Below are 17,370 nucleotides of genomic sequence, written 5' to 3'. Positions count from 1 at the left end.
GAGACATTTGGAAATCCACCAGTAAGACAAACCTCTCAATGTTTAGAATTGTGATAACAAAATCAAGATGTTTTAGCTAATATTAGAATGAAGGAGGATCGTATATGACCATTATTGAACGCTTAGAAGAAAAGGTCACTAGGCAAGAAAGCAAGGTAGCAAGAGAGACAGAAAAACTCGCTGCTTACAAAGAGCAACTGGAGACAGCGATGTTTGCGACGTTCAAAAGGCGTCAAAGCATTAGTCACATGAGTTTTGAAGAAGCTCTTGACCATGCCTTCGGTAGAGAAAGACAATTCGATGATTCTGAATTTAGAAAGGATGAAATGAGTGAATGACAAAAGATTGGAATTTTAATCAACCATTAGAAAGTAAATCAGAAAATCAAGAAGATCCAGATAAAATTGCGGCCTTATTTGGAAATCATCAAGGAGGTAATGATGTAAATTATGAAGCAGCTTTTCAAAAGCGCAAACAAGCACCTGTGACGGAATCAAATTCTAGTTCTAAACCCAAAGTTACAGAGGTTAGAACAGGAAAAGAGACAGATATCACTACAAGTTATCAGCAACATCTTAAAAGACTTATTGCAGATAACAATAGCGATATTCAAAGTAGTCAAAAGAAAATTGAAGAGCTACATACGTTAATTGACACAAAGAATAAAGACAATAAGAAATTGCAGTCCATTTATGATGCGATTTCGGAATTACACTAAGCAGTCCTGATAGGCTGCTTTTTTTGAGAGGTTATAGATGTTTACAAAACTTTTTAAGAAAAACCAAGACAATAGTGATGTATTTAAGAAGCTAATTCATAGACTATCTGATATGTCTGTCCAAGATCTTGAAAAAATAGACCGACTGCTAGATATCATTTTCACTCCAGATCAAGAATCAGAACAACTAAAAACAGAAGCAACTTATAGAGAAGAAACTTTGGATGACACATTAAAGGAAGCTAAGAATCAACTTCATAAGGAACAATTGGAAAAGAATCTAGAGAGATTTAGGAAAGATGGAATGAAATAAATAGTTTTATAAAATTTCCAAAATATCATTGGAAACAACAAAAAAATTGACAATATTATTTTGTTAGATTATAATAAAATTACATACCGATAGTATGATAGAAAGGGGATATGATGGCAAGGAATAGAAACTCACATGAGACTAGAAAAAAAATATTAGAAGTTTCGAAAGACTTATTTTTAGAAAAAGGATTTGATAATACCTCAATACAAGATATAATCGATGGGTTAGGTGGGTTGACGAAAGGTGTTATTTATCATCATTTTGAGTCTAAAGATGAAATATTGCAATCAATCATTAGCGAAAATAATCAAGAAATTTTAAATTACAATTGGAGAGGAAATACTGGATTAGAAAAGATACAAAATTCTTTGATGGACTCTTTCTCTAATTTTGAACACCAAAGGCTAGTATACTCTGCCTCAATCATGCTAAGAAGTCCACGTTTGTTAGGGGAGCAGTATCTAGGTCTATTTTCTGATTTTTTACCCGAAATTAGAGAAAAAGTTTACGAAGGAGTTGAAGATGGGTCCATTAAAACAGAATATCCAGAAGAGCTAGCAGATTTAATTGTTTTAACACTAAATATTTGGATTGGTTTTCAAATTTCCGTTTTTTCATTAGTAGAATTAAAGCGCAAAATGAATTTCATTAAACTTACTTTTGAAGGTCTAGGGGTACAGTTAATTTCCGATGAAATGATGGAGGTGATTTTCAACTTATTTGATCACTTAAAAAAATAGTAAATAAGTAGTCGCATGACATTCTTGTTAGTACTAATTTTTATTTATGTGTTATCAATTCAATAAATTATCTTACATAATTTATAATTAAAAAATAACATACTTTAAGTGTGTTATTAAAAATCTATTATACATACCGAAGGTATGTTTGTTTTTTAGCGTATACATACCAATAGTATGTATAGTGTTATTGTCTGAAGAATAAGCTTATTTTTAAATATTTGTCGAGATTAGTCTGAATAGTTTATTCTTTATTTACGCTTTGGAGGAAATAATCTATGTTGTCGCTTATTAAAATTGAATTAAATAAAGTTTCTAAATCTAAATTATTTTTAGCCTGGTTGTGTAATATAGTTATAGTGTTAGGTATTACAGCAATAATCATTATGGGGTTAGGTACTGACAATAAACTAGGAGAATTCACTGGACAGGATTCTAATGTTATTAGAGTTACTGGTAAATGGGAAGGTTGGGCAATTGTAGCTTCATTGTTTTCATCTTTATTTACAAAAGCAGCATTTTTGATTTTCGAATCTTATTTATTATCTACGATTATTATTGATGAATTCAAACGAAGAACAATTTTTCAGTTGTTTTCTTACCCCATTTCTAAAATAAAGTTTCTATGGGGAAAAATTATTTCAGTCATTCTAATAGCATTTATTGCACATTTTTCTGCACATTTAGTGATTCAATTATTCATTAGATTCATGGCTGTTGTAACTGAATCTAGTTATATCCCTGTAGCTAGGCAATTAATTAACTTAGCTGGAATAACGTTTGCAACAGTACTAATAGGTTTACTACCATTTGTTTTAGGTATGATTAAGCATTCAACAGCTATAACAATGCTTTCAGGACTTGGTTTAGCAGCATTACTTTCAAATGTAAGTCCAGGAAGTTTATCTAATAATATTGCTGATAACTTATTCTTTTTGATATTTGCAAGTTTCATAAGTTTAATGATTACTTCATTTTCAATTTTTAATATTTCAAGACAAGATATTAGTATCAAGTAGCATACCTGAGTTTAATTGAAGGAAAGTGACAATTCCTTGATGATTTCTATAAAAAAGAGACTGTATAAGTTAGTATTTATACTCCGGGAGAAAAATTCTTGCATTTAAAGCTGGATATAGAAAGAGAGATAGAAATGAGAAATATTGTTGAAATAAAAGAAGTTTTTAAAACAATTGATAAAGAAGAAATTTTAAGTGGTATCAATCTTCAAATTGCTGAAGGAGAAATCTATGGTTTTTTAGGATCGAATGGTGCTGGAAAAACAACGTTAATGAAATGTATGTTATCCTTATCAACAATTACATCAGGTAGTATTGAAATTTTTGGTAAAAATCTACAAGAACACAGAGAAGAAATCCTAAGTCAGATTGGAAGTATTATTGAATCACCAATTTTTTATGATAATTGCACTGCAAAAGAAATTTTGGAAATTCACGCTCAGTATATGGGCAAAAATATTATTGAATCAGATATAATAAGAGCCTTAAGAATGGTCGGATTAAAGAATACGACTAAAAAAGTAAAAGATTTTTCGTTAGGAATGAGGCAAAGGCTTGGTTTAGCTCGTGCCTTTCTAACAAAACCTAAATTGTTAATTTTAGATGAGCCAATCAATGGTTTAGATCCAATAGGAATTCAAGAAATTCGGAATCTTTTGTTGTCGCTTTCTAAGGAGCATGGAATTACAATACTAATATCGAGTCATATATTATCGGAAATTTCACAGATAGCAGATAAAATTGGTTTCATCAAAAATGGAGAAATTGTAGAACAGGTCTCTATGAAAGAGATTAGAAGAGAGAATACTAACTTAGAAGAATATTTTATGTCTCATTTTCTAAATGATATTAAGAATTATGAGGTAGATTAAGGATGAAACAATTGATAAAGAATCATCAGAAGGCTTTTTATGCTTTCATGATATTTAATATACTGGTCCCTTTAACTAATATTGCTTTTGCTTATTCTATTAAAGGTATTATTGATAGTGGTATGTCCCAAAATGAAGATGCCTTAACTCAAGCGGTACTAGTAGGAGCTAGTGTTATTTTCATCTATGCAGGACTGAACTTTATATCTCTTCGATTGAGAAATAAACTTGTTAGGCAAATCATGTCAAGATACAAAAACAAGGTGTTCCAATCTATTTTAGATAGCGATTATAGAGACTTTTCTAAAGAAAAATCAGGGAAATTTATTTCAATATTAACTGAGAACATGAAGAAAATTGAGCAGGATTATTTGCACCAATATTTTAATATTTCAAAAAATATTTCCTTAATGATTTTCTCACTAGTAGCCATGTTTATAGGTAATTGGTTTTTGACCTTATTAGTTATCATTGCTAGCATTATTCCTATGATGATTTCAGGATTTATTGGACAAAAATCAGCCTCTCTACAAAATAGCTCTATGATAGCCGATCAGAAATATTTAGCTAAGGTTAAAGATATTTTAGCAGGGTTTCTAGTTATAAAGAGTTTTAATGTGAAAGAGGCTATCGGTCAAGATTACAAAAACGAAAGCGAAAAATTGGATGAGATATATTTCATCAAAGGGAAATTTGATGTTTTATCTAATGTTATTTCTCAACTTTCAGGGATGATTGTTTTTTTAGTAGCCTTTGGTGGAGGAATGTATCTGGTCTTCGGTGGGCATACCACAATTGGGAGTGTTACAGCTATTGTTCAACTAGTCAATTTTGTAGTAATGCCACTAAATGAAATTGGTATGGGAATGAGTAAATTCCGTGAAGGTCAGGCTACACTGAATTCATTTGAGGTAAAAGATGTAATCGAACTTCAAACTGGTAAAACGAAAGAATATTTTGATGATGTCATTTCTTTTTCAAATGTAGATTTTTCCTACCCTAATGCTGAGGAAAAGATTTTTAATAATTTATCTTTGCAGATCAAAAAGGGGGAAAAAATTGCAATAGTAGGTATGTCAGGCAGTGGAAAATCGACTTTACTCAATCTATTACTGCGTTTCTATGATGTAACAAGTGGGTATATCTCAATTGATAATCAAGATTTGCAAGCTATTTCAGCAGAGAGCCTTTATAACTTAATGACAATTGTTCAACAAGATGTTTATATCTTTGATGATACTTTAAAAGCAAATATTACCCTTAGTCAATCCTTTACTGAAGATGATATAAAAAAAGCTGTACAGCAGTCTGGCTTAGAAAGTTATATTTTAGAAAATGAATTAGGTCTACAAACTTTATGTGGCGAGAATGGATCAAATCTATCTGGGGGAGAAAGACAGAGACTTAGTATTGCGCGTGCTTTAATTCGAAAAACACCAATCTTATTATTAGATGAGGCTACCTCGTCTTTAGATAATAAAGTTACTACTGAAATTGAAAATTCAATTTTAGAAATTCAAGATTTGACGGTTCTTGTTGTCACACATAAGTTAAATAAGAGCATGTTGAAGAAATACAATAGAATTCTTTTTATGAAAAATGGAGTTATTGTTGAAGATGGTTCTTTTGATAACTTGATGGATAGGAAAGGTGAATTTTATAAATTGGTTGAGTTGAGTGTGTAATGATAATATATTTTTCAAATATCAATATTACTAAATTGGATGAATTCTACATAGAAAATCGTATCCCACCTAACTTTTTGAAAGAAGCGAGAAAATATAAAAAGGTTTTAGATTATAGGAGATCTCTTGTTGCATACTATATCTTATATGAATATCTTTTATTTAACAAAATTATATCTGAGTTTACTCCCGTAAAAATTTTTAAAAATAATCATGGGAAACCCTATTTAATTGGAATTGATAATTGTTTTTTTAATATTACTCATTCGGGAGATTGGGTAGCAGTTGCGATTAGCAATGCTGAAGTCGGAATCGATTTGGAATATAATGAGAGTTTTGATTTTAATGAAGTTATAGATTATGTTTTATCAGAGAGGGAAAAAATTTTTTTCTTACAGCTCTCAGATTCGTTAAAGTGTGAAACTTTTTATAGATTTTGGACACTAAAGGAAAGCTTTGTTAAAGCGATAGGAACAGGTTTAGTTAAATCTATGAATTCTTTCACTACTGAGCTGTGGAGCAACAATATTTGTGTTACTGGGGAGAGGAATTTCAAGTTCTTTGAATTACCTTTTTATGAAAATTATTCTTTTGCTGTTTGTTGTAATATTTGTGATAATATTGAAAATATGATAGAGGTAAAAATATCAAATTAACTAAATCATGACCACCCGTCTAACGAGTAATTTAGACACTATAAAAATTTTCCTCGAAAGTTGATTTCTAAGATCAAATTGGAATATTTTAAGATTTGAGGACTGTGGTTTTCAAACTCAATTTTGTAACATAAATTAGGAAACAGAAATACACTAATTAGTCAATGACAATTAGTATATTATCTTCATATGGAAATAAAGATTGACGATGAAAGTAGTTTATGGATTTTGATAAGTGATGATTTATCGTATTTAATTCATACAAAGATTCATTTTACAACAACTTTTAGAGAAACTGAGAGGTATACGGAATATATAGAGGGAATAGAGCGTATATTGAACAGGTGCGGAAAGACAATGTAGAAAGGGAGAAATCTATTATATCAACAAACAATTTACCTTGATAACTAAATCTAATATTGATATAATTCACTGAATTTTTATTGATATTCTTATCATGTAATTTTCTAGTTTTTAGAAAGGGGGGATTTTTTTAATGACTAATGATTTAACTAACACTAGTCCTCAATATTTACCTGGAGATTCATTTATTGGCTTTGAAAAGTATCTAGAGCAGTATGGCTTACCAACTGAGAATGTGATAGCTTCTGAGAGTGAGCGTAAAATGATGCATACGATGTTGCCTTCGATATTAGAGAATATGCCTCAGGAATACAAAACAAATGCTCGTTATCTTTCAAAATTTGTAGCAGGTGCAGCAATCGGTCTGTATGATGCATCACTAAATTTTGTTTGGAATGAAGTAATGATGAAAATACATCAAAAAATTATTCATTACGGAGTTGAAATATTTTTTAATTCAGCAGTCAGTGAATCTGATAGAGGACTATATAAAACAGAGGAAGATTTACCACACTTAAAAGATAGAGTTGTTTTAGATCATTGTAAAAAATTAGGTCTAATTTCACAAGCATTATATCTAAGACTGACACATATTTTAGATATGCGGAATCATGTAGGTGCTTCACATCCAAATGATGATCAAATCCGAACAGCAGAATTATTAGGCTGGTTACAAACTTGTATAGATGATGTCATCTCTGAGAAAGTTAATGGTCATGCAATAACTGTAAAGAGCATCATTGATAATACAAAAAATAGAGATACTTATTTTTCACAGGTTGATAAAGAACAATTTGAAAATAGTATCAAAGAATTATCACCGCAGTTTATTGCCAATCTTACAAATACTCTTTTTGGAATATTTGTATCCAAGAATTATGAAGGTAAGTCTATTGTTCTAAACAATTTTTTATCTTTATCATTGATAAGCTGGAAATACACTACTGACACATTCAGATATAGTTTAGGAGAGAGGTTAGATGTATTTAGAACTCAATTAGATGAATATAAAATAAATCAATCTGAGTTATTTTTCGAAAAAGTAGGAGGAAAAAAATATTATTCTAAAGATTTGAAAACCATTCAACTCTCTGTGAAATGCGAACAGTTGAAAAATGCTCATTTTAGTTGGGATAATTATGCTAACGAAACTCCTATCGCTAGAGAAATTCTAGAGTTAGCACCCAGTCCATCAGATGTTCCTAATATGAGAAAAGATTTATTAGTAGAAACATTTTTAATTTGTAGAATTGGTAAAAATGTTTCATATCAGAGGGGTGTTTCTCCTGGTGGAAAGTTGTTTTATGATAGATTCTTCCAAAATTCTGATGAAGACATAGTGAAGCGTATCCTTACCTTATTGAGTGATGGTAATATCAACGTTAACGGTCAGATTCAAAATAATAATCTTCTAGAGGTATTAAATTTAGTACCCGAAGATATGATTGGTGCACAATATATGGAGGTTTTAGATAATCTTAAAGCTTTTATTAATGATGGTAATGAAGCTGAGAAGTATTTTAATACTGTAGATTTTAAACGTTTTAAAGATAATTTTCTAGTTTATTAAATTTTCCGAGAGCCTAGGCTCTCTTTTTCATTCTCTCATTTCTCTGTGATAACTTCTCCAAGTTTTTTCCGCTATACTTTTCTCAACTTGTAAAAATCTATGTTAGATTTTCTCTAGGGGTTTTGGGGGCGAAGCCACCAAGTTAACTTATCGTTGGCTGTCAAAACTGGAAGGTTTTGGTCGGTTAACGATATGATTTTTGGGATATTGTGGACACAATATCTGAGCTCGCAAAGCCTTACAAAAATGTTGAATCTATTTTGAAAAACGTACTGACAGTGTCTGTAAGCTTACATTGTCAGTACAAGTATCTATGAAGGAGGAAAAGCCATATGAAAAGAGATATACGTAGTATTCGGAAACAATTTCGCTTAACAGAAACGGAGGAAAAACAAATACTAGATTTAATGAGAGAGAAAGGAGAGGATAATTTTTCTGATTTTCTCCGTAAAAGCTTACTATTGTCTGATGGACAAAAACAGATGGAAAAATGTTTCAACCTTTGGAAACAGCAAAAGTTGGAACAAATTAGCCGTGATGTTCATGAAATATTAATAATTGCTAAAATAAATCATCAGGTTACTCAAGAACATGTTTCTATTTTGTTAACTTGTATTCAGGAATTAATTAAAGAGGTAGAAAAAACAAGTCCTCTTAGTGAAAATTTTCGTAACAAATACATGAGGTAGTAGAGTGGAGCACCGATATAGAACAAATTTAAAAAAAGTCTTTTTATCTGACCTAGAATTAGTCAAATTGAATGAAAATATCTCAAAAAGTAACTGCTTATCATTCTCAGAATATGCTAGACGAACTCTACTAGATCCTGGTATGAATTTTATCACCATTGATACAAATAGTTATCAAGATTTGATTTTTGAATTAAAACGAATCGGAAATAATATTAATCAAATAGCCAGAAGCATAAATTATTCGAATTTAATAACGGAAGTTGAATTAAATGAGTTGAGAAAAGGTATAGAAGAGTTAATAGTAGAAGTGGAGAAAGATTTTCTTATTCAATCTGAAAAATTGAGGAAATTTTATGGTCATCACTAAACACTTTGCGATTCATGGAAAAAATTATCGTAGTAAACTAATCAAATATATTTTGAATCCAAGTAAAACAAAAAATCTAACACTAGTTTCAGATTTTGGTATGAGAAATTATTTAGATTTTCCTAGTTATAAAGAACTAGTGAAGATGTACAATGATAATTTTTTAAGTAATGATACTCTTTATGAATTTCGTCATGATAGGCAAGAAGTAAATCAACGAAAAATTCATTCTCATCACATCATTCAGTCCTTCTCTCCAGATGACCATCTCACTCCTGAACAAATCAATCGGATTGGTTATGAGACAGTTAAAGAGTTGACAGGAGGTAGATTTCGATTTATCGTGGCAACTCATGTCGATAAAGATCATATCCACAATCACATCATCCTAAATTCAATTGATCAGAATTCTGATAAAAAGTTTCTATGGGATTATAAGGCAGAACATAATCTACGAATGGTTTCTGATCGTCTTTCAAAAATTGCAGGGGCAAAAATTATAGAAAATCGTTATTCGCATCGTCAGTATGAAGTTTATCGCAAAACAAATTACAAATATGAAATAAAACAACGAGTATATTTTCTAATCGAGAACTCGAAAAATTTTGAAGATTTCAAGAATAAAGCAAAAGCTTTACATTTAAAAATTGATTTTAGACACAAGCATGTTACTTTTTTTATGACTGATTCAAATATGAAACAAGTCGTACGTGATAGTAAATTGAGTAGAAAACAACCTTATAATGAAACTTATTTTAAGAAAAAGTTTATTCAAAGGGAAATCATAAACATCTTAGAATTTTTACTTCCGAAAATGAAGAATATGAATGAATTGATTCAACGAGCAGAATTTTTGGGCTTAAAAATAATTCCGAAAGAAAAACATGTTCAATTTAAATTTGATGAGATTAAGATTTCAGAGCAGGAATTGGTAAAAACGAATCGGTATAGTGTTAGTTATTTTCAAGACTATTTTAATAACAAAAATGAAACTGTTGTCTTAGATAATAAAAATTTAGTTGAACTTTACAATGAAGAAAAGCTAATTAAAGAAAAAGAGTTGCCGACAGAAGAGGTGGTATGGAAATCCTATCAAGATTTCAAGAGAAATAGGGATGCAGTTCATGAGTTTGAGGTAGAGTTGAATCTTAATCAAATAGAAGAAGTAGTAGACGATGGAATGTACATTAAGGTACATTTTGGCATCCGACAAGAAGGACTTATTTTTGTACCAAATATTCAAATCAATATGGAAGAAGAAAAAGTTAAAGTATTTCTCAGAGAAACTAGTTCTTACTATGTATACCATAAAGATTCAGCAGAAAAAAATCGCTTTATGAAAGGTAAAACTTTGATTAGGCAATTTAATCTTCAGTATGAACCGCAGTATATGTATAGAAGAATTCCTCTTAGCGAAATTAGAGAAAAAATAGAACAATTAGATTTTCTTATATCTGCGGAAAATAGTCCGAATGATTTCGAAGATATAACAAATGATTTCATTGCCCAAATATCATATCTAGAGAATATGATTGAACAAGTCCAAAATAAAATTGATGATTTAACTAATTTAGAGGAAGTATTGTTGAATAATACGATAAATAGTTCTAGCAATTTAGAAAATAGTATTCAAGGTAAAAGTTCAGTAGATACAATAGAGAAGGATTTATACATATATAAAGGAAAGATTGAAACACTGAAGGAACAACATAGAGAAGCAATAAATTTATTTGAAATGTTTAATAAAACAATACAGAAATATAAGAAAAAACAAAATATGAAATCTATTAAGGAAAATGAGATACATTTAGAGTAAACAGTTTCCTAAAAAGTATATATAGCATAGTTTCATGTGCCAATTTGTCACATATTTAAAAATAAGAAAATAACTATATTATACTTGTTTTAGGAGACATTGAATGTTGAAAAGGATTAGAGATTTACGCGAGGATACTGATTTGACACAAGAATATGTTGCAAAAGCAATCTTAAATTGTACAAGATCAGCGTATTCTAAAATGGAATCAGGTACCAGGTTAATCTCTATAGATGACCTTATCAAACTTGCAGATTTTTATAATGTAAGTTTAGATTACCTTGTGGGTCGAGTGGATAATAAAGAAGACCATTACTCCAAAAAGTATTAGGTTAAGAAAGCACATTGACAATTGAATAGTCCAAAATGGTACTTTCCTCATTTGTGGAGCAGATTTGAATGGCTCGCCATGATAAGAGCGATTTTAAAACCATCAATAAAATAGAGCGATACTTTATATGCCATGATACAAATGATATACAATGATACTTCTGACCGTTCAGGCTGCCACCGTAAAAGAGCAGCAAGTGAAATTCTTATGATGACTTCATCAGTCATGCCATGGAGGTGAAAAAATCTAAGAAAGGAAGTAGTAAAATCATGGAAACAGTAAACTATAAAGATTTAGTTGCGATTGGTTTTCCAGAGCACACATCGAGGAATATTATTAGACAAGCAAAAAAAATTGCTGTAAAAAAGTTTGAAGAAGCTAGAAAAAATGATAAGAATGCGGTACAATTAGGATGTTCACCTTTCGATAATAAAAGGTTAGGCATTGCTCCTAAAAATATTGTAGAAAATTTAATTGGTATTTCTTTTTCAGATATAGAAGGTGAGAAAAATGGTTATATCAAAGACAAAGAAATATAAAGGTGTATACAAAGATTCAAAAGGAAAAATTTTTTTTCAAATTGAATTAGGAGTTGATCCAATAACTGGGAAAAGAATCCAAAAGAAAGGAAGGAAAAATCAACAAGGACTACCGTTTAATTCTTTTAAGGAAGCATATGAAGAGATACTTCGTTTAAAACATGAATTTGTGAACTCTACTACTAATAATAGTTTTCTAACTTTTAGAGAGTTTATGGAAGAGATTTATTTAAAATATTATCAACAAAAAGTTCAATTTGTAACTTATCAGACCGCTTTACCACATCATCAGTTATTTATTAAGCAATTTGGTAGTAAAAAATTATCAGATATTAGTACTATTGACTGTGAAAGATTTCGCTTAGCTATTATAGACAAGTATTCTAGTAACTATGCTAAAAATATGTGGTCTAGATTTAAAGCATGTCTGGGCTATGCAGAAAGATTGGGTTATATTGATAGAGTTCCTTTTAAAGGATTAGATAATCCTAGAGGAAAGCACCCTGATACAAAATTTTGGACATTTGATGAATTTAAGAAGGTAATAAACTCTTTTGATATTAGTGAGTATGAGGGACTCCATAATTACATGACGATTTGGTTATATTTTATGACTGGTTTAAGAGTTAGTGAGGGTATCGCTCTTAAATGGGAAGATATTGATTTTGAACGTAAATGGATTCATGTTCATTCGACAATTGAGAAAGATAAAAACGGTGTATGGTATGCTAAACAACAAACAAAGACAATAGCAGGGGATCGTAAAATTGATTTAGATGATTTTACGATTACAATACTTAAAAAATGGCGAGAAGTTCAAATCAAGAATGATGATAAAGATTATGTAGTATCACGTTTTGGTGCCCCCTTGTGTAAGTCTACAATTTCTAGGATAATAAAAAGGCATGCTAAGATTACTGGCGTACCAGAAATTACGGGGAAAGGATTAAGACATAGTCATGCATCTTATCTTATAAATGTGTTACATAAGGATACTTTATATGTTTCATATCGATTAGGACACGCTGATAAGTCAACCACGTTGAATACATATAGTCACTGGTATTATTCAGGTGATTCAACAATTTCAGAAGAGATTACAAACAGTTTAGATAATCTTGGATTATCAATTTACCTACCAAATTCCTGCCAGAGTTGAAAATTGAGGAATTAATCCACTAATACTGGGAGAAAATAGGATTTGCAAATTGTTACTCTTAAATAATAGAGCGACTACATTTGTAGCTTAAAAACATGATTAAACCGCTATTCTTAGGATTAGCGGTTTTCTTTTTGTTCAAAAAGGGGCAGTTAAATTGATTTAGTTAAGAAATATATAGGACTAGTGATAAAATAATTTTACTTTTTCATTCCTTTTTGTTATAATAGACGACAAGAAAGAATATCTTATCAGTAAATCCCAAGCGAGCCTGTGATAGTGAGAGTCAGGTGATTGAGAGATGAGTGTGGCGCTTTTGGTAAATTTTAAAAAATAATGAAGTAATAAATTAGGGTGGAACCGCGTTTCTGACGCCCCTAGTCGCAAGGCTTGGGTGTTGAAATTCGGTTCTTTTTGAATTCGTCTAATGCCTAAGTAGAAAGGAGTACAATGCTTAAAGGATCTTGTTTATGTAAAGCAGTGACTTACACTCTAGATGAGGAATTATCTGAATTAGTTTTTTGCCACTGTTCATTCTGTCGGAAAGCAACTGCGTCTGCCTATACAGTTAATGCCAAAGTTAGCAGTAAAAATCTAGTATTGCATGGAAAAGAAAAGCTTGTTACGTATTGTTCTTCTCCAGGAAAACAGCGTTATTACTGCCAGAACTGTCATAGTCAAATTTTCACTGTTCAAGAAAATATACCAGAAGTCTGTGCTTTGAAATTAGGTACAATAGATGAATGCGATCAGAATTTACAAGCTGTTCCCAAACGTCATATTTTTCAGGATCCAGCTTTTTCTTGGTTGCTTGATAAATAAACCTAAAAAGATAATATAAATTAAAGGAGTAAAACATGTCCAAAAAACTAACCTTCCAGGAAATTATCCTTACTTTGCAACAATACTGGAATGACCAGGGTTGTATGCTCATGCAGGCTTATGATAACGAAAAAGGTGCGGGAACTATGAGCCCTTATACTTTCCTTCGTGCTATTGGTCCTGAGCCATGGAATGCAGCTTATGTAGAGCCATCACGTCGTCCAGCAGACGGTCGTTACGGGGAAAATCCAAACCGTCTTTACCAACACCACCAATTCCAAGTGGTGATGAAACCATCACCATCAAACATTCAAGAGCTCTACCTAGAGTCATTGGAAAAATTGGGTATCAATCCTTTGGAACACGATATTCGTTTCGTTGAAGATAACTGGGAAAACCCATCAACTGGATCAGCAGGTCTTGGATGGGAAGTGTGGCTTGATGGTATGGAAATCACTCAGTTCACTTACTTTCAACAAGTCGGTGGCTTGGCAACCGGTCCTGTTACAGCTGAGGTTACTTACGGATTGGAACGTTTGGCTTCTTACATCCAAGAAGTAGACTCAGTTTATGATATTGAGTGGGCTCCTGGTGTTAAATACGGTGAAATTTTCCTTCAACCTGAATACGAGCATTCAAAATACAGCTTTGAAGTTTCTGACCAAGATATGCTTCTTGAAAACTTTGAAAAGTTTGAAAAAGAAGCTGGGCGTGCCTTGGAATTGGGTCTTGTTCACCCGGCTTATGACTACGTTTTGAAATGTTCACATACCTTCAACTTGCTTGATGCTCGTGGAGCAGTATCCGTTACAGAACGTGCTGGTTATATCGCTCGTATCCGTAACTTAGCCCGTGTTGTAGCCAAAACCTTTGTCGCAGAACGTAAGAAACTTGGTTACCCACTTCTTGACGAAGCCACACGCGCTCAACTCCTAGCAGAAGAGGAAGAATAAAAAAAGTTACAAGAATAGAAAAAGGGCGAACAAAGTGAGCCCGTATGGCACTCAGAGGCAAGTCGAAGACTTGCTAAAGGGATAGGCACCGCCGTACTGATATCTGGGGATTTTTGAAACTTTAGGTTCAAAAATCAGTTGGCTAAATCCACTTTGATGAGACTGTTGGAAAACTTTGTCAAGAAGACAGAAGATTTCCCCACAGACTCACAAAGTTAGTTAGCAACGTCCCCAGTACCTAAGGTGCCTATCAAAAAGAAGAAATTTTGTAAAGGAAAAAACATGGCAAAAAACTTATTAGTAGAACTAGGACTCGAAGAGTTACCAGCCTACGTTGTCACACCAAGTGAAAAACAACTAGGTGAAAAAATGGCAGCCTTTTTGGATAATAACCGCCTTTCATACGAAGGAATTCAAACTTTTTCAACTCCACGTCGTTTGGCTGTTCGCGTACTTGGCTTGGCAGACCAACAAACGGATTTGACTGAAGATTTTAAAGGACCTTCTAAAAAAATTGCTTTGGATGCAGAAGGAAATTTCTCTAAAGCAGCGCAAGGGTTTGTCCGTGGTAAAGGCTTGACTGTAGATGATATCGAATTCCGTGAAATCAAAGGTGAAGAATATGTCTACGTAACTAAGCATGAAGCTGGAAAACCAGCTGAGGAAGTTTTGGCTGGAATTCCAGAAGTATTGGCTAGCTTAAGCTTCCCAGTAAGTATGCACTGGGCAAACAATACCTTTGAATATATCCGTCCAGTCCATACGTTGACAGTTCTTTTGGATGATGTGGCACTCGATATGGATTTCTTAGATATTCATTCAGGAAGAGTTAGCCGTGGACATCGTTTCCTTGGTCACGAAGTAGAAATTCAGCATGCTGACAGCTATGAAGAAGACCTGCGCAAAGTTTATGTTATTGCAGATAGCATTGAACGCGAAAATATGATTCGTGAGCAAATTAAGGCTATCGAAGCTACAGAAGGTGTTCAGGTACAAATTGATGAAGGACTCTTAAATGAAGTTCTGAATTTGGTTGAATACCCAACTGCCTTTATGGGGAATTTTGATCCTAAGTACATAGAGGTTCCAGAAGAAGTCTTGGTCACTTCAATGGAAACTCACCAACGCTACTTTGTAGTACGTGACCTTGACGGAAATCTAAAACCAAACTTTATTTCTGTTCGTAACGGAAATGCAGAGTATCTGGATAATGTCATCCGAGGAAATGAGAAAGTCTTGGTGGCACGTCTTGAAGATGGTGAATTCTTCTGGCGTGAAGACCAAAAACTCAAGATTGAAGATCTTGTAGCCAAGTTATCACACGTAACTTTCCACGAAAAGATTGGTTCACTTCGTGAGCACATGATTCGTACAGGGCAAATTGCTATACTTTTGGCAGAAAAAGCAGGTTTATCAGTTGATGAAACTGTTGACCTTGCTCGTGCTGCAGCCATTTATAAGTTTGACCTCTTGACTGGTATGGTTGGTGAATTTGATGAGCTTCAAGGGATCATGGGTGAGAAGTATGCGCTTCTTGCAGGTGAAAATGCTGCAGTGGCACAAGCAATCCGTGAACACTACCTTCCAGACTCAGCAGACGGAGCTCTTCCTGAATCTAAAGTTGGAGCAATACTTGCATTAGCCGATAAATTAGATACTCTCTTATCTTTCTTCTCTGTTGGCTTGATTCCATCTGGTTCAAACGACCCTTATGCCCTTCGTCGTGCAACACAAGGGATTGTTCGAATCTTAGAGGACTTTGGATGGAATATTCCAATGGACGAATTGATTGCTAGCCTGTATTCCCTATCATTTGAAAGTCTAACTTACGATAATCAAGAAGAAGTGCTTAACTTCATCAAAGCTCGTGTTGATAAGATGATGGGTTCTACTGCAAAAGATATTAAAGAGGCTGTTCTTGCAAGTTCAAACTTTGTTGTTGCAGATATGATTGAAGCAGCAGAAGCCTTAACTGAAGCTGCAAAAACTGAAAACTACAAATCATCAGTTGAATCATTATCTCGTGCCTTTAACCTAGCGGAAAAAGCAGAAGGCTCCGTCAAAGTTGATACTAGCCTCTTTGATAATGAACAAGAAAAAGAACTAGCTCAAGCTGTCGAAAGTCTTGAATTGAAAGGTTCAGCTAACGATAAATTAACACAACTATTTGCTCTTAGTCCAGTTATTGATGAGTTCTTTGACAATACTATGGTTATGGCAGAGGATGTTGATGTTAAGAATAATCGTCTAGCTATTCTAGCTGAACTTGTGAATAAAGCGAAAACAGTCGCTGCTTTTAATCTTCTTAATACAAAATAGTAATTGAAAAGTAGATTGGAGATCCAAATATGACACCAGAAAAAATCGCTCGTATTAATGAGCTTGCGAAAAAGAAAAAAACAGAAGGCTTGACTGCAGAAGAAAAAGTAGAACAAGCTAAACTTCGTGAGGAATATATCGAAGGCTATCGTCGTTCAGTTCGTCATCACATTGAAGGAATCAAAATCGTAGATGAAGATGGAAATGATGTGACTCCTGAAAAACTTCGTCAGGTACAACGGGAAAAAGGCTTACATGGTCGAAGTCTTGATGATCCAAATTCATAATTTTGAGATATAGAAAACTCGGTTAGGGAAATCTAACCGAGTTTTTGTTTTATAGTCATTTAGTTTTAAAAAAGCACTCTAAACATTCAAAGATATTTGGGACTTCCCTTAATAAATTTGTCACTTTCTTTTTCAAGACAGCCCAA

At 32.6% G+C, this 17,370-nt stretch carries 20 protein-coding genes; all 20 read left to right on the top strand.

The genetic code is table 11. The annotated features are described in order from the left end of the window. The first annotated feature begins 104 nt into the window (after nucleotides 1–104). The 20 genes from E7C97_RS07205 (at nucleotide 105) to E7C97_RS07110 (ending at nucleotide 17,224) form a co-directional block, all read left to right on the top strand. Complete coding sequence (locus E7C97_RS07205; protein WP_000152422.1) at nucleotides 105–338, top strand: DUF5965 family protein; 234 nt, start codon at nucleotides 105–107, stop codon at nucleotides 336–338. Next, complete coding sequence (locus E7C97_RS07200) at nucleotides 335–718, top strand: DUF5945 family protein (RefSeq protein WP_002933294.1); 384 nt, start codon at nucleotides 335–337, stop codon at nucleotides 716–718. The genes E7C97_RS07205 and E7C97_RS07200 overlap by 4 nt, the downstream gene beginning before the upstream one ends. Nucleotides 719–755: 37 nt before the next feature. After that, complete coding sequence (locus tag E7C97_RS07195) at nucleotides 756–1,031, top strand: hypothetical protein (protein WP_316108618.1); 276 nt, start codon at nucleotides 756–758, stop codon at nucleotides 1,029–1,031. A gap of 113 nt (nucleotides 1,032–1,144) precedes the next feature. After that, on the top strand, nucleotides 1,145–1,774 hold the full coding sequence (locus E7C97_RS07190; RefSeq protein WP_316108622.1) for a TetR/AcrR family transcriptional regulator: 630 nt from the start codon (nucleotides 1,145–1,147) through the stop codon (nucleotides 1,772–1,774). 278 nt (nucleotides 1,775–2,052) lie between these two features. Further along, nucleotides 2,053–2,793 carry an ABC transporter permease gene (locus tag E7C97_RS07185; protein ID WP_316108617.1) on the top strand — a complete coding sequence of 247 codons (741 nt, stop codon included), beginning with the start codon at nucleotides 2,053–2,055 and terminating at the stop codon, nucleotides 2,791–2,793. A gap of 134 nt (nucleotides 2,794–2,927) precedes the next feature. Beyond that, on the top strand, nucleotides 2,928–3,665 hold the full coding sequence (locus E7C97_RS07180; protein WP_316108621.1) for an ATP-binding cassette domain-containing protein: 738 nt from the start codon (nucleotides 2,928–2,930) through the stop codon (nucleotides 3,663–3,665). Nucleotides 3,666–3,667: 2 nt separating this feature from the next. Continuing rightward, complete coding sequence (locus E7C97_RS07175; RefSeq protein WP_316108616.1) at nucleotides 3,668–5,350, top strand: ABC transporter ATP-binding protein; 1,683 nt, start codon at nucleotides 3,668–3,670, stop codon at nucleotides 5,348–5,350. Continuing rightward, nucleotides 5,350–6,006 carry a 4'-phosphopantetheinyl transferase superfamily protein gene (locus E7C97_RS07170; RefSeq protein ID WP_033629548.1) on the top strand — a complete coding sequence of 219 codons (657 nt, stop codon included), beginning with the start codon at nucleotides 5,350–5,352 and terminating at the stop codon, nucleotides 6,004–6,006. The genes E7C97_RS07175 and E7C97_RS07170 overlap by 1 nt, the downstream gene beginning before the upstream one ends. Nucleotides 6,007–6,195: 189 nt before the next feature. Beyond that, complete coding sequence (locus E7C97_RS07165) at nucleotides 6,196–6,369, top strand: hypothetical protein (RefSeq protein ID WP_398581243.1); 174 nt, start codon at nucleotides 6,196–6,198, stop codon at nucleotides 6,367–6,369. 133 nt (nucleotides 6,370–6,502) lie between these two features. Continuing rightward, nucleotides 6,503–7,939, top strand: a complete 1,437-nt coding sequence (locus E7C97_RS07160; RefSeq protein ID WP_316108615.1) for a hypothetical protein — start codon at nucleotides 6,503–6,505, stop codon at nucleotides 7,937–7,939. Nucleotides 7,940–8,271: 332 nt separating this feature from the next. Next, nucleotides 8,272–8,628 carry an SAG1252 family conjugative relaxosome accessory protein gene (locus E7C97_RS07155; protein ID WP_000817504.1) on the top strand — a complete coding sequence of 119 codons (357 nt, stop codon included), beginning with the start codon at nucleotides 8,272–8,274 and terminating at the stop codon, nucleotides 8,626–8,628. A gap of 4 nt (nucleotides 8,629–8,632) precedes the next feature. Then, nucleotides 8,633–8,998: a MobC family plasmid mobilization relaxosome protein gene (locus E7C97_RS07150; protein WP_000401235.1), complete on the top strand. Its 366-nt coding sequence runs from the start codon at nucleotides 8,633–8,635 to the stop codon at nucleotides 8,996–8,998. Further along, nucleotides 8,985–10,814, top strand: coding sequence for an SAG1250 family conjugative relaxase (locus E7C97_RS07145; protein WP_316108613.1), 1,830 nt, complete (start codon nucleotides 8,985–8,987; stop codon nucleotides 10,812–10,814). The genes E7C97_RS07150 and E7C97_RS07145 overlap by 14 nt, the downstream gene beginning before the upstream one ends. A 103-nt stretch (nucleotides 10,815–10,917) precedes the next feature. Then, complete coding sequence (locus E7C97_RS07140; RefSeq protein ID WP_000919634.1) at nucleotides 10,918–11,145, top strand: helix-turn-helix domain-containing protein; 228 nt, start codon at nucleotides 10,918–10,920, stop codon at nucleotides 11,143–11,145. 269 nt (nucleotides 11,146–11,414) lie between these two features. Continuing rightward, the gene (locus tag E7C97_RS07135; protein ID WP_000450956.1) at nucleotides 11,415–11,684 is read left to right on the top strand and encodes a DUF3173 family protein; all 270 of its coding nucleotides are present in this window, start codon (nucleotides 11,415–11,417) and stop codon (nucleotides 11,682–11,684) included. Then, nucleotides 11,656–12,843: a tyrosine-type recombinase/integrase gene (locus tag E7C97_RS07130; RefSeq protein WP_316108609.1), complete on the top strand. Its 1,188-nt coding sequence runs from the start codon at nucleotides 11,656–11,658 to the stop codon at nucleotides 12,841–12,843. Before E7C97_RS07135 ends, E7C97_RS07130 begins: the two co-directional genes overlap by 29 nt. A gap of 450 nt (nucleotides 12,844–13,293) precedes the next feature. Then, complete coding sequence (locus tag E7C97_RS07125; protein ID WP_316108607.1) at nucleotides 13,294–13,665, top strand: GFA family protein; 372 nt, start codon at nucleotides 13,294–13,296, stop codon at nucleotides 13,663–13,665. 35 nt (nucleotides 13,666–13,700) lie between these two features. Then, nucleotides 13,701–14,618, top strand: a complete 918-nt coding sequence (gene glyQ, locus E7C97_RS07120; RefSeq protein ID WP_316108606.1) for a glycine--tRNA ligase subunit alpha — start codon at nucleotides 13,701–13,703, stop codon at nucleotides 14,616–14,618. Nucleotides 14,619–14,900: 282 nt separating this feature from the next. Next, nucleotides 14,901–16,937, top strand: a complete 2,037-nt coding sequence (gene glyS / locus E7C97_RS07115; RefSeq protein WP_316108604.1) for a glycine--tRNA ligase subunit beta — start codon at nucleotides 14,901–14,903, stop codon at nucleotides 16,935–16,937. Between the two features lie 29 nt (nucleotides 16,938–16,966). Next, complete coding sequence (locus E7C97_RS07110; RefSeq protein ID WP_000187071.1) at nucleotides 16,967–17,224, top strand: DUF896 family protein; 258 nt, start codon at nucleotides 16,967–16,969, stop codon at nucleotides 17,222–17,224. Nucleotides 17,225–17,370: the final 146 nt, after the last annotated feature.

Origin of the sequence: Streptococcus sp. (assembly GCF_032481935.1) — a bacterium.
In the GTDB taxonomy this organism is placed as follows: domain Bacteria; phylum Bacillota; class Bacilli; order Lactobacillales; family Streptococcaceae; genus Streptococcus.
The sequence above is the reverse complement of the archived record's forward strand: the minus strand, read 5'-3'. Positions and strand labels throughout refer to the sequence as shown.

Coding starts and splice junctions, on each gene's coding strand:
- E7C97_RS07170 (WP_033629548.1), top strand. CDS start 5,350: ATGATAATATATTTTTCAAATATCAATATTACTAAATTGGATGAATTC.
- E7C97_RS07125 (WP_316108607.1), top strand. CDS start 13,294: ATGCTTAAAGGATCTTGTTTATGTAAAGCAGTGACTTACACTCTAGAT.
- E7C97_RS07180 (WP_316108621.1), top strand. CDS start 2,928: ATGAGAAATATTGTTGAAATAAAAGAAGTTTTTAAAACAATTGATAAA.
- E7C97_RS07140 (WP_000919634.1), top strand. CDS start 10,918: ATGTTGAAAAGGATTAGAGATTTACGCGAGGATACTGATTTGACACAA.
- E7C97_RS07160 (WP_316108615.1), top strand. CDS start 6,503: ATGACTAATGATTTAACTAACACTAGTCCTCAATATTTACCTGGAGAT.
- E7C97_RS07205 (WP_000152422.1), top strand. CDS start 105: ATGACCATTATTGAACGCTTAGAAGAAAAGGTCACTAGGCAAGAAAGC.
- E7C97_RS07200 (WP_002933294.1), top strand. CDS start 335: ATGACAAAAGATTGGAATTTTAATCAACCATTAGAAAGTAAATCAGAA.
- E7C97_RS07145 (WP_316108613.1), top strand. CDS start 8,985: ATGGTCATCACTAAACACTTTGCGATTCATGGAAAAAATTATCGTAGT.
- E7C97_RS07155 (WP_000817504.1), top strand. CDS start 8,272: ATGAAAAGAGATATACGTAGTATTCGGAAACAATTTCGCTTAACAGAA.
- E7C97_RS07195 (WP_316108618.1), top strand. CDS start 756: ATGTTTACAAAACTTTTTAAGAAAAACCAAGACAATAGTGATGTATTT.
- E7C97_RS07175 (WP_316108616.1), top strand. CDS start 3,668: ATGAAACAATTGATAAAGAATCATCAGAAGGCTTTTTATGCTTTCATG.
- E7C97_RS07190 (WP_316108622.1), top strand. CDS start 1,145: ATGGCAAGGAATAGAAACTCACATGAGACTAGAAAAAAAATATTAGAA.
- glyS (WP_316108604.1), top strand. CDS start 14,901: ATGGCAAAAAACTTATTAGTAGAACTAGGACTCGAAGAGTTACCAGCC.
- glyQ (WP_316108606.1), top strand. CDS start 13,701: ATGTCCAAAAAACTAACCTTCCAGGAAATTATCCTTACTTTGCAACAA.
- E7C97_RS07165 (WP_398581243.1), top strand. CDS start 6,196: ATGGAAATAAAGATTGACGATGAAAGTAGTTTATGGATTTTGATAAGT.
- E7C97_RS07185 (WP_316108617.1), top strand. CDS start 2,053: ATGTTGTCGCTTATTAAAATTGAATTAAATAAAGTTTCTAAATCTAAA.
- E7C97_RS07130 (WP_316108609.1), top strand. CDS start 11,656: ATGGTTATATCAAAGACAAAGAAATATAAAGGTGTATACAAAGATTCA.
- E7C97_RS07110 (WP_000187071.1), top strand. CDS start 16,967: ATGACACCAGAAAAAATCGCTCGTATTAATGAGCTTGCGAAAAAGAAA.
- E7C97_RS07135 (WP_000450956.1), top strand. CDS start 11,415: ATGGAAACAGTAAACTATAAAGATTTAGTTGCGATTGGTTTTCCAGAG.